The 13,446-nt window shown below is 63.1% G+C and carries 16 protein-coding genes; 11 read left to right on the top strand and 5 right to left on the bottom strand.

The window, feature by feature from the left end:
• Positions 1–81: 81 nt before the first annotated feature.
• The gene (locus CHB96_RS29975) at positions 82–621 is read left to right on the top strand and encodes a DUF6226 family protein (protein WP_141136488.1); all 540 of its coding nucleotides are present in this window, start codon (positions 82–84) and stop codon (positions 619–621) included.
• Here CHB96_RS29975 and CHB96_RS14550 read toward each other — a convergent pair.
• Entirely contained in the window at positions 567–968 is a 402-nt protein-coding gene (locus tag CHB96_RS14550; protein ID WP_141136487.1) for a hypothetical protein, read from the bottom strand. The genes CHB96_RS29975 and CHB96_RS14550 overlap by 55 nt on opposite strands.
• Positions 961–1,395 carry a hypothetical protein gene (locus CHB96_RS14545; RefSeq protein ID WP_141136486.1) on the bottom strand — a complete coding sequence of 145 codons (435 nt, stop codon included), beginning with the start codon at positions 1,393–1,395 and terminating at the stop codon, positions 961–963. Before CHB96_RS14545 ends, CHB96_RS14550 begins: the two co-directional genes overlap by 8 nt.
• A 55-nt stretch (positions 1,396–1,450) precedes the next feature.
• Here CHB96_RS14545 and CHB96_RS14540 point away from each other — a divergent pair, with 55 nt between their 5' ends.
• The gene (locus tag CHB96_RS14540; protein ID WP_089247409.1) at positions 1,451–1,828 is read left to right on the top strand and encodes a DUF2316 family protein; all 378 of its coding nucleotides are present in this window, start codon (positions 1,451–1,453) and stop codon (positions 1,826–1,828) included.
• 24 nt (positions 1,829–1,852) lie between these two features.
• Here the strand turns inward: CHB96_RS14540 and CHB96_RS14535 are convergent, their stop codons facing one another.
• Entirely contained in the window at positions 1,853–2,305 is a 453-nt protein-coding gene (locus CHB96_RS14535; RefSeq protein WP_089247407.1) for a carboxymuconolactone decarboxylase family protein, read from the bottom strand.
• A 410-nt stretch (positions 2,306–2,715) separates the two neighbouring features.
• Between CHB96_RS14535 and CHB96_RS14530 the strand changes: the two genes are divergently transcribed.
• A complete protein-coding gene (locus tag CHB96_RS14530) occupies positions 2,716–3,663 on the top strand; it encodes a hypothetical protein (RefSeq protein ID WP_141136485.1) in 948 nt (315 codons plus the stop codon).
• 424 nt (positions 3,664–4,087) lie between these two features.
• Here the strand turns inward: CHB96_RS14530 and CHB96_RS14520 are convergent, their stop codons facing one another.
• Positions 4,088–4,564 carry a DIP1984 family protein gene (locus CHB96_RS14520; RefSeq protein ID WP_089247816.1) on the bottom strand — a complete coding sequence of 159 codons (477 nt, stop codon included), beginning with the start codon at positions 4,562–4,564 and terminating at the stop codon, positions 4,088–4,090.
• 137 nt (positions 4,565–4,701) lie between these two features.
• Between CHB96_RS14520 and CHB96_RS14515 the strand changes: the two genes are divergently transcribed.
• The 4 genes from CHB96_RS14515 to rox all read left to right on the top strand — a co-directional run bounded on the left by CHB96_RS14515 (position 4,702) and on the right by rox (position 9,652).
• Complete coding sequence (locus tag CHB96_RS14515; RefSeq protein WP_089247401.1) at positions 4,702–5,202, top strand: hypothetical protein; 501 nt, start codon at positions 4,702–4,704, stop codon at positions 5,200–5,202.
• 71 nt (positions 5,203–5,273) lie between these two features.
• Entirely contained in the window at positions 5,274–6,869 is a 1,596-nt protein-coding gene (locus tag CHB96_RS14510) for a class I adenylate-forming enzyme family protein (protein ID WP_089247399.1), read from the top strand.
• Positions 6,866–8,155, top strand: a complete 1,290-nt coding sequence (locus CHB96_RS14505) for an MFS transporter (protein ID WP_089247397.1) — start codon at positions 6,866–6,868, stop codon at positions 8,153–8,155. The genes CHB96_RS14510 and CHB96_RS14505 overlap by 4 nt, the downstream gene beginning before the upstream one ends.
• 75 nt (positions 8,156–8,230) lie before the next feature.
• The gene (gene rox, locus CHB96_RS14500; protein ID WP_089247395.1) at positions 8,231–9,652 is read left to right on the top strand and encodes a rifampin monooxygenase; all 1,422 of its coding nucleotides are present in this window, start codon (positions 8,231–8,233) and stop codon (positions 9,650–9,652) included.
• Here rox and CHB96_RS14495 read toward each other — a convergent pair.
• A complete protein-coding gene (locus CHB96_RS14495; protein ID WP_089247393.1) occupies positions 9,641–10,501 on the bottom strand; it encodes an NAD(P)H-binding protein in 861 nt (286 codons plus the stop codon). The genes rox and CHB96_RS14495 overlap by 12 nt on opposite strands.
• An 85-nt stretch (positions 10,502–10,586) precedes the next feature.
• Between CHB96_RS14495 and CHB96_RS14490 the strand changes: the two genes are divergently transcribed.
• The 4 genes from CHB96_RS14490 (at position 10,587) to CHB96_RS14475 (ending at position 13,429) form a co-directional block, all read left to right on the top strand.
• A complete protein-coding gene (locus tag CHB96_RS14490) occupies positions 10,587–11,297 on the top strand; it encodes a TetR/AcrR family transcriptional regulator (RefSeq protein WP_089247391.1) in 711 nt (236 codons plus the stop codon).
• Between the two features lie 86 nt (positions 11,298–11,383).
• Positions 11,384–11,830: a MarR family winged helix-turn-helix transcriptional regulator gene (locus tag CHB96_RS14485; RefSeq protein ID WP_089247814.1), complete on the top strand. Its 447-nt coding sequence runs from the start codon at positions 11,384–11,386 to the stop codon at positions 11,828–11,830.
• Positions 11,827–12,630 (top strand): ATP-binding cassette domain-containing protein, encoded by an 804-nt coding sequence (locus tag CHB96_RS14480; RefSeq protein WP_089247389.1) that lies wholly within the window; start codon positions 11,827–11,829, stop codon positions 12,628–12,630. The genes CHB96_RS14485 and CHB96_RS14480 overlap by 4 nt, the downstream gene beginning before the upstream one ends.
• A complete protein-coding gene (locus tag CHB96_RS14475) occupies positions 12,602–13,429 on the top strand; it encodes an ABC transporter permease (RefSeq protein WP_089247387.1) in 828 nt (275 codons plus the stop codon). The genes CHB96_RS14480 and CHB96_RS14475 overlap by 29 nt, the downstream gene beginning before the upstream one ends.
• Positions 13,430–13,446: the final 17 nt, after the last annotated feature.

Raw genomic sequence — 13,446 nt, 5'->3', positions numbered from 1 at the left:
CCGCCGATTAATTCCGTTGCGCCGCGTCACCTTGATCGCTGAGACTCGACTCCGGTCCGAGTGATCGAAGTCTGATGTGAGGTGAGCGTGGTGGAGGATCCGCCGGAAGAAGCGTACGGACGGGTGACGAATCCCGAGCGATTCGCGCCGCTGGTCCCTGCAGCCGAGGAGCTTATTGCTGACCTGCAGCGGAGGTTCGACGTCACCGTCACCCTCGGACCTGGAGCAACTGATCGAGAATTGCGAACGATGAAAGTGACTCCTACGCAACCGGATCAAGCGCCGCTGACTATAACCGTCACATCGTTTCCAGGTGTATACGTCGCTGCTGGTGCGTGGCAACAGATCGCGCTGCCGGCCTGTGGCTGTGACGCGTGCGACGAGGATGCCGACGACGCCGTGCAGGTATTGCACGAGTACTGCACGGCCGTAGTGGAAGGTCAACTGTTCGAACGTATTACAGGGCGGCGGATCTTGGAACACACCTGGAAGGGTGCCGACTGGAGTAGGAGCGGCAAGCGGCCCTTGTCCCGTCAACGCGCAGCAGCGTTGCGGAGCAAAGCCGTTCAGCCGCCGTCCGGCGGGCATTGGCGCCCCTGGTCGGTGAAGACCTCGTCGTGAGGCCGTCGGCTGCGGGTGACGCGCACACCCACAGCCGACGCGCCCGCGCCGACAGCTGCGCCGACGACAGCGGTCGAGATCGGTAGTGCCAACCACAGCGACACGGGGAGATTGTTGTCTGCCACTGGGGCGAAGTCCCAGAAGCCTGCGCCGGTGAACGTGGGATCGTCGGGTGCACTCTGAAACCCTGAAAACGGTTCGATCACATCACCTTCGGACTCGGACAGGTAGTACTGCGGACCGTCGATCTCCGGTTGGTCGACGGCCCATACCCCGGCCGCGACCAGACCCAGAAGGCCACCGAACGCCGACGCCACCGCAACTGTCCCGATCCATTGCCTACTCACCGGACCAGGATTCCACACGAAGACGCGCGGGTCGCAGGGCCCAGCCGCGTGCACCGGCGAATGTCGCCGTGAGCACGGCAACAACTGTCAGCACGACGGCCACTGTCGTCGACGCCGTCGTGGTGTAACCGAGCAACCGAGCTGTCTCGACGCCTGCTCCGGTGGCGGCCACGGTGCCGAGCGGCAGTAATGCAGCTACGAATATCATTGTGCGGCGGATGAACTCGTCTCTACTGACCCTCAATACCCCGTAGATGGCCGCTACCGCGGCGCAGTATGCGAGGCCAGCGCTGGCCAGATACGTTGCGATCAAGGTCTCGTAGGACACTGCGACCGACACGTCGGGAGCCAGGCCGACGAACGTTCGAACCACGACGATCAACACCGGGGACACGCCGATGAGTACTCCGACAAGCCCGGCGGTCACCACACGACCTACGTGAGAACCGCGTTCAGTACGACCCATCGGACCATCATGGCCCATGGCACGTTCGACCTACCCTGGTGGGACTGCCCTGTCGTCGATCGGAAGGATTCCGGTGTCACTGACCAAACGTGAACGCGCCGCGACCAGCAACGAACTGCACGCCAACCTGGTGCGGTCAGGGCTTTCACAGTCGGAGCTCGCAGCGAAGCTCGAGATCGTCGAACAGAGAGTGAATGCCGTCCTCGCTCTCGACGGCGCCCGGCCCGAGGACGTCTGGCTCGTCCGCGACTACCTCGACCGCGCGATACGGTCCGCGGGTCTGACTCCGCAGCCGTACTCGAAGCTGACCGAGGCCATGCGTGCGGCGGCGAAGTCGTGGTTCCCGCTGACCGACGTCGAGAGCAAGTTCGACTGTCCTCCTTCGGGCAACTAGCGGTTGGGCGTCCGGCTCAGCCGGTCAGGGAGCGACCGGGTAGTGGCTCGAGATCGCGATGCGGTTCCACCCGTTGATCGTGATGGCCACCCACGTCACGGCAGCGATCTGCTTCTCGGTGAGCGCTGACGCGACGTCGACTTCCGGGGCAGGCGCTGTGTGCTCGTCGCCGATACGCGTGATTCGCTCGGCGAGCGTCAGCGCTGCCTGTTCCTGCTCGGTGAAGTACTGCGATTCCCACCAGGCCGCGAGTACAGCGAGCCGGTCGGCCGTTTCTCCTGCCGCGACGGCGTCACGGGCGTGCATGCGCAGGCAGAACGCGCAGCCGTTGATCTGCGACACGCGAATCTTCACCAACTCGACCAGGGCGCGGGGCAGCTCCGCGGCCTCGGCAGCCTCCACGGCATTCTTCTCGAGCTCGATGTAGGTCTTGTAGGCGTCGGGGAATTGCTTGCTGATGTTGACGTGCGGGAGCATCGTGTCGTCCTTCGTCTCGTGATTCGTCCTGTCCCTTACTCGACGACGTAGCGCGTCAGATCGTGACATTTAGGGTGAGCTACTTCAGTGCGTCGGCGACAGCAGTGTGTCATTCGAACACATGAACATTCTGTTGAATCCGGCAATTAGGCTTCGGACCCGGCATGTGTCTCAGCGCTGACCGGATTCTGACGAAAACCATTGGAAGAAGCAGCTTCTTGTCGGACATCGCGGCCGGCGTGTATTGCTGCTACGACGGCGGTCGTCGCTGACAAAAAATGAAGTTCGCCCAAACTTGTTCTTGGATTGGCCGGCTGGGCCGCTCGGAGGTCTTCCAGCCGGTAGCCTGTAGCAAATCTAATTCGACGTTCAAGAAGAGGGCGATGAAGCCACCCCCAGGGGCCAGTTGGATGAATCCGGAAACTGGACGATACGAAGCTAACGGTTGCTACTGGGACGGCGAAACCTGGAAGCGGATCGATCAGCCAGTTACTCCTGACGATGGCAGCGTTCAGAAAGCCGGGCGGCCTCTGCCGGGCACGAACGTGACGCCGCCCCCTGGTTCGCACAAGTTGAATCCCGAGACGGGGCGATACGAGGCTAACGGTTGCTATTGGGATGGCGACAGCTGGCGCTCGATCAGCGGCGGTGCGATGCCGCCCGGACGCATGTCATCGCCGGTGATGAATCAGAGGCTGAAGGTCGGCATCGCGGGTGTCTGCATATTGGCGGTCGGAATCGGAATTGGAGCACTCAGCACCGGTGGTGACGCCGAGCCTGACCGGGCCACAACAACGACCACCCGGGCGACTGTCGCCGCAACTACGTCGGCTTTGAGCCCAGCCGAAATCGAAGCGAGAGACGCGGCGGTCTCAGCTGCTGCCAGCGCACGAGCGGAAGCAGCGGAGGTGTCCAAGGCCCGGGCATCCGAAGCCGCGGCAGAACAGAATCGCCGGGCAGTGGAGGCGCAACAGGCAGCGGCCGCCGCGCAAGCGGCAAAGTTCGACCGGTCCACTTACGCACGTATCTCTGAACGCGACTACGGGATTCTGGTACGAGATCCTAATGCGGCCAAGGGGCGCAAACTTGTCGTGTACGGGTATGTCACTCAGTTCGATTCGATAACTGGGCCGTCTACTTTCCGCGTAGAGACTGCGGCGAACCCGGGCTCGAACTGGTACGACTTCGACCACAACACGATTGTGAACTTCGATCCAACAGTCGGCGCTAACGTTATCGCAGAAGACATTGTGACGATGTACGTCGAGGTTGTCGGAACCACCACCTACGATACGACGCTTGGTAGCAGTCAGACCGTGCCGACACTCCGAGCGAATGTCATCGACGTCGTCGGTTAGTACTTACTGCAGGAGTGGCACGTGTTGACAAAGTATGGGCGAGTAGCGTCCAGCGTCTACGACCTGCTGGGCAGAAACGAAGTGGACCTCACGGCGGCACTCGGATGGGCGCTCTCGCAGTCAGATGCGCTGCTTACGGCATTGGCCGCGCATATCGGATCTGTGACACGATTGGATCCGCCAAAGGTGCTGAAAACCAGCGATGCCCATCGCTCGTTGTTGCCGGGTGGCCCCGTGCCCACCCTCGCTCTCGTTCGACCAGCACACGGTGGTGTGATGTACGCGGTGCACCGTCGTGCGTGAAATGTACTGAGCTGCATTGTCCGTGTCGGGCGCTGCTCACCACGCAGGAGGTTGGTCGGATGTCCGCCGACCGCGGATCGTGCTCGCTTCGAACGAAAGCTACCTACTACCCGGCAGGATTTCAGTCGTCGATCAGGTCGTATTCCCAGTTGACGCGTTGGATGTCGAGGTCGATCTGCCGGATCTGCCCGGCTAGGTCATCGGCAGTCGCACGCAACGATGAAACAGGAAGCGCTGCAACGTAAACCAACTCCGAACGTAGCTGGCGTGGCCCGTAGCGGTGTTCGTGCTCTCGACCGGATGCTGCGTCGGCAGCCGCGGTGATCGCTTTGTGCCTGATGCGCAACACATCTCGGTGGGCGAGCGCGTCGGTGATCGTGCCGCCTCGAATCGTCGCTGCACTGTTGGATCGGTTGATCCGTCGGATCAACACTTCCAGGCGGTCGAGTGCGGCAGCATGCTCCAGCAGGAGTGCAGACGCATCCTCCGCTGGTGATTCACCATCTTGGTGGCGAGCATTCGCCAGAATCCGAACCTTCAGATGTTCGGTGCGCCTTGTCAATTCGCCTCGTTCTGCGAGGGCTTCGGCGAGCTTCATGATCTGCACCCCGGTGCCTCTGCACCGAAAGTGGGCAACGTGCGGGCGCTCATGCGCCTTTCGACGTGTCGAATGTATTCATATCCAAGAAGTACCACACCGATCGGCTGAGGTCTACCCGAGTAGTTTGGAGCCGCATGTACCCCTGGTCGCAGTTTCTCTGGGTAGTAACGGCATTCGTCGGCCTCCCGACGGTCGTATGGGCGTATTCCATTCGAGCGGTGAAGATGAAGGAAGACCCTCGGGCCGACGGCCTCGGCCTCGTGGCGACCGGGTCCGTCGCCTTCCTCGGCGGTTTCGTCGCCTGTGCGGGCTGGCTCAGTTGGTCCGCATACGGTCGCGGCCCCGGCCTCCCGGCGCCCAGGGAATTCCCGACGTGGCAAGTGGTCGCATGTGGGATCACGGTCGTGTCGGTGTGCTTCGCTGCGGCGCACCTGTCGCGCTGGGTCAAAGCCGGGGGACTGGCCGCCGCTGCGGGTGCGACCGCCGGATTCACGACGGCATTCAGCATCGACGCCAGTACCGACGACACCGGCCAGGCAGGTGTGGGCATCCTGCTGTCCGAGCTCGGATGGGGCATCACCCTGAGCATCCTGGTGCTCGTCCGCGCTGGGTGGGTGCGATCTAGATCGAGTTGACACGGCTACCTGTGACGCGCGACACTTCCCCGGACCGAGCGATCGCTCGGTGACAGCGGAAGGGGCCACGAATGGCAACACTCGTCGACGCCTGGACAACGCGGGTCGCAACGCACCCCGATCATCCAGCGATCGCGTACTTCGACGGCATCCTGAGCGCCGCAGAAGTCGACGAGCTGTCCGACGCCCTCGCCGCAGCCCTGGAGAGCAAGGGCGTCCGGCACGGCGACAGGGTCGGCATCCACCTCCAGAACATTCCGCAGTATGCACTCGCATTCCTCGCGCTGTGGAAGCTCGGAGCCGCGGCGCTCGTCTTGAACCCGATGTACCGCAAGGCAGAGCTACGACACCTCGTCGACGACGCCCGAGCCGTCGGCATCATCTGCGCCGATTCTGCGGTCGAGGAGAACGCAGAGACGCTGCGAGACAGCTCGATTCGCTGGACCATCAGTACCAGCGACCTGGACTACCAGACGCGCAACGACCCGCGCGTGTTCAAGAACGGAGACCGCCGGCGCCACGACGGGGTCGACGACCTTCTCCAGCTCGTCGAGCAGTTCCGCGGCAAGAAGCCCGAGAAAACGAGAATCGCCGACGACGACACAGCCATCCTCGCCTATACGTCGGGAACCACCGGACCGCCCAAGGGCGCGTTGAACTCTCACGCGAATGTTCTGGCCGTAGCGACGTCGTTCGGCGAGTTCGCGCACGTCGACGACGGCGACGTAGTGCTTGCGGTCGCGCCGCTGTTCCACATCACCGGTGCCGTCATCAACGCCGCGATCGCGCTGATCCGCGATTGCACTCTCGTGTTCGCCAACCGATTCTCGCCCGACGTCACACTCGACGCGTTCGCAGAACACCGCGTCACTTACACCATCGGTTCGATCACCGTCTTCAATGCGCTCTACAACTCGCCGAGCGCTACTGCACAACACTTTTCGTCGATCAAGGCTCTCTATTCCGGAGGTGCGCCGATCCCGCCGGCGTCCGTCGAGAAGTTCGAGAAGAAGTTCGGCCACTACATCCACAACGCCTACGGGATGACGGAGACCTCGTCGGGTGTCATCGCCGTCCCGCCCGGCCGTCGCGCACCCGTCGACCAGGAAAGTGGCGCGCTGTCGATCGGAATCGCACTGCCGCACGCCGAGATTCGCGTCGTCGACATCGACGGCACACCGCTGCCCGACGGAACCCAGGGTGAGCTGGAAATCGCTGGGCCACAGGTGGTCTCCGGTTACTGGCAGAAGCCCGAAGCGACTGCCACGACCTTTCCCGACGGTCGATTGCGCTCCGGCGACGTAGCGATCCGCGATCAGGACGGATGGATCTACCTCGTCGACCGACTCAAGGATCAGATCAACGTGTCGGGGTACAAGGTGTGGCCGCGCGAAGTCGAAGGTGCACTGCACGAACACCCACTGGTCAACGAAGCTGGTGTAGTCGGCACACCCGATGAGTATCAGGGTGAATCGGTCGTCGCGTACGTCTCACTCGTTCGCGGTGCCGACGTCACCGAACAGGAACTGATCAGCTTCGTCGGCGACAGGCTCGCTGCCTACAAACGACCCAAGACCGTCCATATCGTCGACGAACTCCCCAAGACCCAGACCGGCAAGATCCGACGCACCGCACTGCGCGACCCGGAAGCAGAGGCCACACGATGACCAACTCGACCACAGCCACAGCCCCAGCCCTGACGATGCGGGCAAAACGTAAGTCCCTCTTCGCAAGTGCCGTCGGCAATGTCCTCGAATGGTACGAGTGGAGCGTCTACGCGGTGTTCGCGCCGTTCATCGCGGCGGTCGTGTTCAACAGCGACAATCCCGTTTCGGCACTGCTGTCCACCCTCGCGGTGTTCGCGGTCGGCTTTCTGATGCGCCCTCTCGGCGGCATCATCTTCGGGCGTATCGCCGACCGGCGCGGCCGAAAGTTCGTGCTGATCTGCACGATGCTGATGATGGCAGGAGGCAGCCTGATCATCGGCGTCATGCCGACGTACGAGTCGGTGGGCGTGTGGGCATCGATCATCCTGCTCGGTGCCCGCATGGTGCAGGGCTTCGCGCATGGCGGTGAATCGGCGACGGCGTACTCCTACGTCAGCGAGATCGCGCCGCCACACCGGCGTGGCATGTGGGGCAGCGTCGCGTTCATCGCGATCTTCGGTGGTTCCGTTCTCGCGTACACGATCGGTGGCGCGATCACGTCGACCCTGTCGGAAAGTGCTGTCGGCCAGTGGGGTTGGCGTATTCCGTTCCTGATCGGAGCCGTGCTCGCGCTGGTTGCGCTCTATCTGCGACGCAGCATGGAAGAGAGCGAGGTGTTCGACGACCAAGCCGCTGCACCCGAACAGGTGAAGATCCCGCGTCGCACCATCGTTCGTGCAGTGTTGCTGATGATCTGCATGACGTCGGGAATCACTGCCGCGCACTACACCTGGACGTCGTACATCTCGACGTTCGCGATCACGCAGAAGGGGATGGATCCCGACGTCGCGTACTGGATGCTCGTCGTCGCGCAGTCGATTGCGCTTGTGTCCTTGCCGTTCTGGGGCCTGCTGTCCGACAGGATCGGCCGTCGTCCGATGTTGTTCGCGTTCGCAGTCCTGCTCTTCGCCCTCCAGGTGCCGCTGACGATGATGATCACCGATGCCGGCTGGACTCTGCTGGTCTCGACCACCGTGGCACTGCTCATCGTGTCGATTCCTGCGTCCGTGTTGTCGGCGACGCTGTCCGAGAGCTTCCCGACTCAGCTGCGTACCCAGTCGATCGGGTTCGCGTATTCGCTCTCGGTCGCGATCTTCGGTGGTACCGCGCCGTACCTGAATCAGCTGCTGATCAACCTCGAGATCGGGTGGGCGTTCGGCGTCTACATCATGGTCCTGTGCGTTCTGACCGGCCTGGCCTGTGTGTTCATGCGCGAGACCAAGGGAATCCGGCTCGAGGACGCCTGAGTCTCTGCCACCTTCACCATAACGCGTGGACCTGGTCTTGCGGCAAGGGCCCGGTGGTGATGCAGACTCGTCCGCATGCATGACGTCATAGTGGTCGGAGCTGGACCGACAGGGTTGATGCTGGCCGGTGAGCTGCGGCTGCACGGAGTCGACGTCGTCGTGCTGGATCGAGACGAGGAACCGACGTCGTTCGTTCGTGCTCTCGGCATCCATGTACGGACGATCGAGATCATGGAGCAGCGCGGTCTGCTGGACCGATTTCTCGAGAGGGGCAAGCAGTATCCGCTGCACGGATTTTTCGCGGGGATCGCGAAACCTGCACCGAGTCAACTGGATACGGAACACGGCTATGTCCTCGGCATACCGCAGCCCGAGATCGACGCCATCCTCGCCGATCACGCAGTCAAGGTGGGCGCCGACCTCCGGCGCGGCAAACAGGTGGTCGACGTCCAGCAAGACGATGACCGAGTCACAGCCCAATTGTCCGACGGCACAACACTCGACGCGCGATATCTCGTCGGGTGCGATGGTGGCCGCAGCACCGTGCGCAAGCTCGTCGGTATCGACTTCCCCGGTGACCCGTCGACGGCCGATACGCTGATCGGCGAGATGGACGTGACCATGCCGGCCGACGAACTGGCCGCCAAAGTCGCCGAAATTCGACTGACGCAGAAGCGATTCGGAATCGGACCGGCGGGAAACGGCGCGCACCGAGTGGTCGTACCCGCAGCGAGCGTGGTCGACGACCGAAGTGTGACAACTACTCTCGACGACATCAAGCGGCAGCTCGTCGCCGTCGCGGGCACCGACTTCGGTGTGCACTCTCCGCGATGGTTGTCGCGCTTCGGTGACGCGACACGTCTCGCCGAACACTACCGTCATGGTCGGGTCTTCCTGGCGGGCGATGCCGCGCACATCCATCCACCGATGGGCGGGCAGGGCCTCAATCTGGGGGTGCAGGATGCGTTCAACCTCGGGTGGAAGCTCGCGGCTGCGATCGACGGATCGGCACCCGAAAGCCTGCTGGACACCTACGAGTCCGAGCGGCGGCCCGTCGCTGCCGATGTCCTCGACAACACCCGTGCGCAGGCGGTGCTGATCTCCACGGAACCGAAAGCGCAAGCGGTACGACGACTGTTCTCGCAGCTGATGGACTTCGACGACGTCAACCGTTTCCTTGTCGAAAAGATCACTGCGATCTCGGTCCGGTACGACCTCGGCGGAGGTCACGACCTTGTGGGACGCCGGCTGCGGAACATCGCGTTGAGCCGCGGCAGCCTCTACGACCTGATGCACGACGGCCAGTGGCTGCTCCTCGATCGGACCGGTCGGCTGTCGGTGGGTGAGTGGCAGGGACGCGTCGGGCATGTCGTCGATACCAGCCCCGATCTCGACGCGCCCGCGGTCCTGTTTCGCCCCGACGGTCACGTGGCGTGGGCCGGTGACTCGCAGGCAGAACTCGTTGCGGCTCTAAGGAAATGGATTTTAGTGAGTTGATGGAACCCCTGACAGGACGTCGGCGACCGTACTCGGTTCATGCCCGATCAACGTGGCCAGCAAAGGATCTACACCGCGGAACCACCCTTCGCCCGCAGCCTGGAACATGCCGAGCGTGAATCGAGCCATGGTTTCCGGCTGTCCGGCCGCGATCCGATTCGCAAGCCATGCGTCTTCGCCGACGACGACCGTCTCGATCCTTCGACCGGTGACGTTCGATGCGATGTCGGCGATGTCCGCGAAAATCGGTGCAGCGCTTGCAGTCAGAGTGGTCGGACCGTCGTACTGACCTTCCGACGCCAGGATGACGGCGGCGCCGTGGGCCGCGTCGGCGCGGGCGGTCCAGGACACGGGACCGTCGACGGGGACCGAGATGACGCCGCTTTCTCGCCAGTCGCCGAGTAGCCAGTCCAGGCTGTGGGCGTAGAACCCATTGCGCAGCGAGGTCCATCGAATCCCGGAGTCGGCGAGTATCTGTTCCGTTGCTGCGTGGATCTGCCCCGGCCGGAAGGGGCTGTCCAGCCCTGCACCTTGGTGACTGGTGTACAGAATGCGGCCTACTCCGGCTGTTGCGGCTGCCTCGATGGCGGTGCGATGTAGAGCCACGGCGTCGGCTGCCGGGTCGTTCGACGACACGAGCAGCAGTTGGTCGGCGCCCTCGAACGCGGCGGGCAGTGACGCTGGATCCGCGTAGTCACCCCGGCGTACCTCGATGCCCAGGTCAGCAAAGCGCTGTGCGCGTTGCGCGTCGCGGACGGCGACGGCGATATTCCTGGCGGGAACGAGGTCGAGCAGACGGTCGACGGTCGCGCCGTTGAGCGCTCCGGTTGCACCGGTGATCACGATCATGGACGTTCCTTACCTGTTATCAATGGAATCATTTCGACGGTATCACCGATATTGTTCGATAACAACAATGCGTTATCGTTGATCCATGAGTGAGTCGAACTCCCGGGAAGGTGCCCGGCTGGCAATCGTCGACGCCGCCGCGTCACTTCTGAAGGAACACGGACCTGCGGCGGTGACGACCCGCGGTGTCGCCGAGGCCGCCGGCGTCCAGGCGCCGACCATCTATCGCCTGTTCGGCGACAAGGACGGGCTACTCGACTCCATTGCAGAACACGTCTTCGCGACACACGTGTCCGCGAAAGAGGCGTCTGCGCAGGCCGAGATCGCCGGTGGAGGTGATGCTGTCGACGATCTCCGGGCGGGGTGGCGCAGTCAGATCGAGTTCGGGCTCGCCAATCCCACGTTGTTCACGTTGATGAGTGATCCGATTCGCGGCCGCAGCTCACCGGCGGCTCGGGCTGGGGCGGCTGTGCTGGCAGAACGTGTGCGACGCATCGCGCGGGCCGGGAGGCTCGCTGTCAGTGAGCAGCGTGCCGTCGACCTGGTTCACGCAGCGGGAACCGGGGCCGTTCTCGCGCTTCTCGCAGCCCCGTCCGGCGGTTCGGACACGGCTTTGGCCGACGACTTGTTCGACGCGGTGCTCGGCCGCATCCTGGTCGAAGCGCCCGAGTCGGAGCGGAATGGGCCGGTGGCGGCGACGGTTGCGTTTCGAGCGGTCGTCGACGATCTCGAATCGCTGACCGATGCGGAACGCACGTTGCTGGTGGAGTGGCTCGATCGGGTCGTCGGGTACTAAATGCAATACCTCTGTTTCAGAGGTACTGTCGGAAGGTGGGATCTTTCGATGAACAGCTGCCCGGGGAACAGCCTGCCGAGGAGCTACTGCCCGGCGATCTGTTCGTTCGCGTCGGGCGATTTCGACGTCAGCTGCGCCGAGTAGCCGGCCGCTCGTTCGAGGACAAACGGCTGACCGAGTCGCAGGCCGAACTCCTCAGGCTCGTCGGGCGGCGTCCAGGGACATCCGTAGGCGATGCGGCGTTCGAGCTGGGCCTTGCCGCGAACACTGCGTCGACTCTTGTATCGCAGTTGGCAACTCGTGACCTCTTGCAACGCACGCCTGATCCCGACGACCGTCGCATCGGCCGGCTCGCGCTCACACCCGAGGCCCAGGAGGCAGCGGACCGATCGAGGTCCAGGCGGCACCAGCTGATCGGCGAGGTGTTGCAGCAGTTGACATCCGAGGAACGGCACACCCTGATCGCGGGCCTCGACGTTCTCGAAACCCTGACCGATCTTCTCCATGAACGTGAAATCGAGGGCATAGCATGACAATCGAGCATCCACCCGCCGTCGAATGCGTCGGGTTGACGCACCGGTACGGGGATTTCGCGGCGGTCGACGACCTGTCGCTGACGATCGAAGCCGGTGAGGCATTCGCGCTTCTCGGCCCCAACGGAGCCGGCAAGACGACCACGATCAGGGTTCTCAACACCCTGACGCCGATCCAGCAGGGCTCGGTGAAGATCTTCGGCCTCGACATCTCGTCGCACGCGATGGATGTGCGCTACAACATCGGCTATGTGCCGCAACAGCTGTCGATCGAATCGACGTTGACGGGTCGCCAGAACGTCGCCTGGTTCGCGCGACTGTTCGACGTCCCGAGGCGTGAGCGCGCCCAACGCGTCGACCAGGCTCTCGAGTCGATGGATCTGCTCGATGTCGCGGATCGGATGGCGTCCACCTACTCGGGCGGGATGGTGCGACGCCTCGAGTTGGCTCAGGCTCTCGTCAACCGGCCCGCGCTGCTGGTCTTGGACGAGCCGACCGTCGGGCTCGACCCCATCGCACGCGACAGTGTGTGGGAGGTCGTCGCGCAGATGCGTGAAAAGTACGGCATGACAGTGCTTCTCACGACGCACTACATGGAGGAGGCCGACGTGCTGTGCGATCGCGTCGCGCTGATGCATCGAGGAAGGCTGCAGGCCGTCGGAGCGCCCGCAGATCTGAAGCGCGAGTTGGGCGTCGACGCCTCGCTCGAGGATGTCTTCCGACACTACGCGGGAGCCGATCTCGCCGAACAGAACGAGGGAGGGATGCGCAATGTCCGAAGCAGTCGCCGCACGGCCTGACGAGACGTACTTACGTGCGCCGAGAGGCGTACGGAAGCTGACCGTTCTGGCGTCGCGCATCGGTGCTTTCTCGCTCGTGGAGCTGCAGAAGCTGGGCCATGATCGTAGCGAACTGATCACGCGCGCAATACAACCCGCACTGTGGCTGATCATCTTCGGGACGACGTTCAGCAAGCTGCACGTCATCGACACCGGTTCGGTGTCCTATCTGGCGTTCCTGGCTCCCGGAATCATTGCCCAGTCCGCCCTGTTCATCTCGATCTTCTACGGAATTCAGATCATCTGGGATCGTGACGCGGGCATCCTGAACAAGCTCCTGGTCACCCCGACGCCTCGATCGGCGCTCATCACCGCGAAAGCCTTTGCGGCAGGGGTCAGATCGGTAGCGCAGGTGCTCATCGTCGTCGTGTTGTCGTACATCATGCAAATCTCACTGACGGTGAATCCGCTGAAGATTCTGGGTGCGTTCGTCGTCGTAATTCTCGGTGCGGTGTTCTTCTCGTGCCTGTCGATGACGCTCGCCGGACTCGTGCGCAAGCGTGATCGGTTGATGGGAATTGGGCAGGCAATCACGATGCCGTTGTTCTTCGCATCGAATGCTCTGTATCCGATCGACGTCATGCCCGGTTGGCTGAAGGTCATCAGTTACGTGAATCCGTTGAGCTACGAAGTGAACGCGCTGCGGGATCTGCTCGTCGGGATCCCGTCGAATTTGGCACTCGATTTCGGTGTGCTGCTCGCGGCAGCCGTGCTCGGAATTGCGGCGGCGAGTTCGACTCTCGGGCGGCTGGTGCGGTGACGAAATCCCCGAACAGG

The organism is Rhodococcoides kyotonense (assembly GCF_900188125.1).
Lineage (GTDB): Bacteria > Actinomycetota > Actinomycetes > Mycobacteriales > Mycobacteriaceae > Rhodococcoides > Rhodococcoides kyotonense.
This window is presented reverse-complemented; position numbering and strand designations above follow the sequence as displayed.

Excerpts from the sequence above, each read along its gene's own strand:
- CHB96_RS14540 (WP_089247409.1), top strand. The coding sequence starts at position 1,451 with ATGGCACGTTCGACCTACCCTGGTGGGACTGCCCTGTCGTCGATCGGA.
- CHB96_RS14535 (WP_089247407.1), bottom strand. The coding sequence starts at position 2,305 with ATGCTCCCGCACGTCAACATCAGCAAGCAATTCCCCGACGCCTACAAG.
- CHB96_RS14530 (WP_141136485.1), top strand. The coding sequence starts at position 2,716 with ATGAATCCGGAAACTGGACGATACGAAGCTAACGGTTGCTACTGGGAC.
- CHB96_RS14520 (WP_089247816.1), bottom strand. The coding sequence starts at position 4,564 with ATGAAGCTCGCCGAAGCCCTCGCAGAACGAGGCGAATTGACAAGGCGC.
- CHB96_RS14515 (WP_089247401.1), top strand. The coding sequence starts at position 4,702 with ATGTACCCCTGGTCGCAGTTTCTCTGGGTAGTAACGGCATTCGTCGGC.
- CHB96_RS14510 (WP_089247399.1), top strand. The coding sequence starts at position 5,274 with ATGGCAACACTCGTCGACGCCTGGACAACGCGGGTCGCAACGCACCCC.
- CHB96_RS14505 (WP_089247397.1), top strand. The coding sequence starts at position 6,866 with ATGACCAACTCGACCACAGCCACAGCCCCAGCCCTGACGATGCGGGCA.
- rox (WP_089247395.1), top strand. The coding sequence starts at position 8,231 with ATGCATGACGTCATAGTGGTCGGAGCTGGACCGACAGGGTTGATGCTG.
- CHB96_RS14495 (WP_089247393.1), bottom strand. The coding sequence starts at position 10,501 with ATGATCGTGATCACCGGTGCAACCGGAGCGCTCAACGGCGCGACCGTC.
- CHB96_RS14490 (WP_089247391.1), top strand. The coding sequence starts at position 10,587 with ATGAGTGAGTCGAACTCCCGGGAAGGTGCCCGGCTGGCAATCGTCGAC.
- CHB96_RS14480 (WP_089247389.1), top strand. The coding sequence starts at position 11,827 with ATGACAATCGAGCATCCACCCGCCGTCGAATGCGTCGGGTTGACGCAC.
- CHB96_RS14475 (WP_089247387.1), top strand. The coding sequence starts at position 12,602 with ATGTCCGAAGCAGTCGCCGCACGGCCTGACGAGACGTACTTACGTGCG.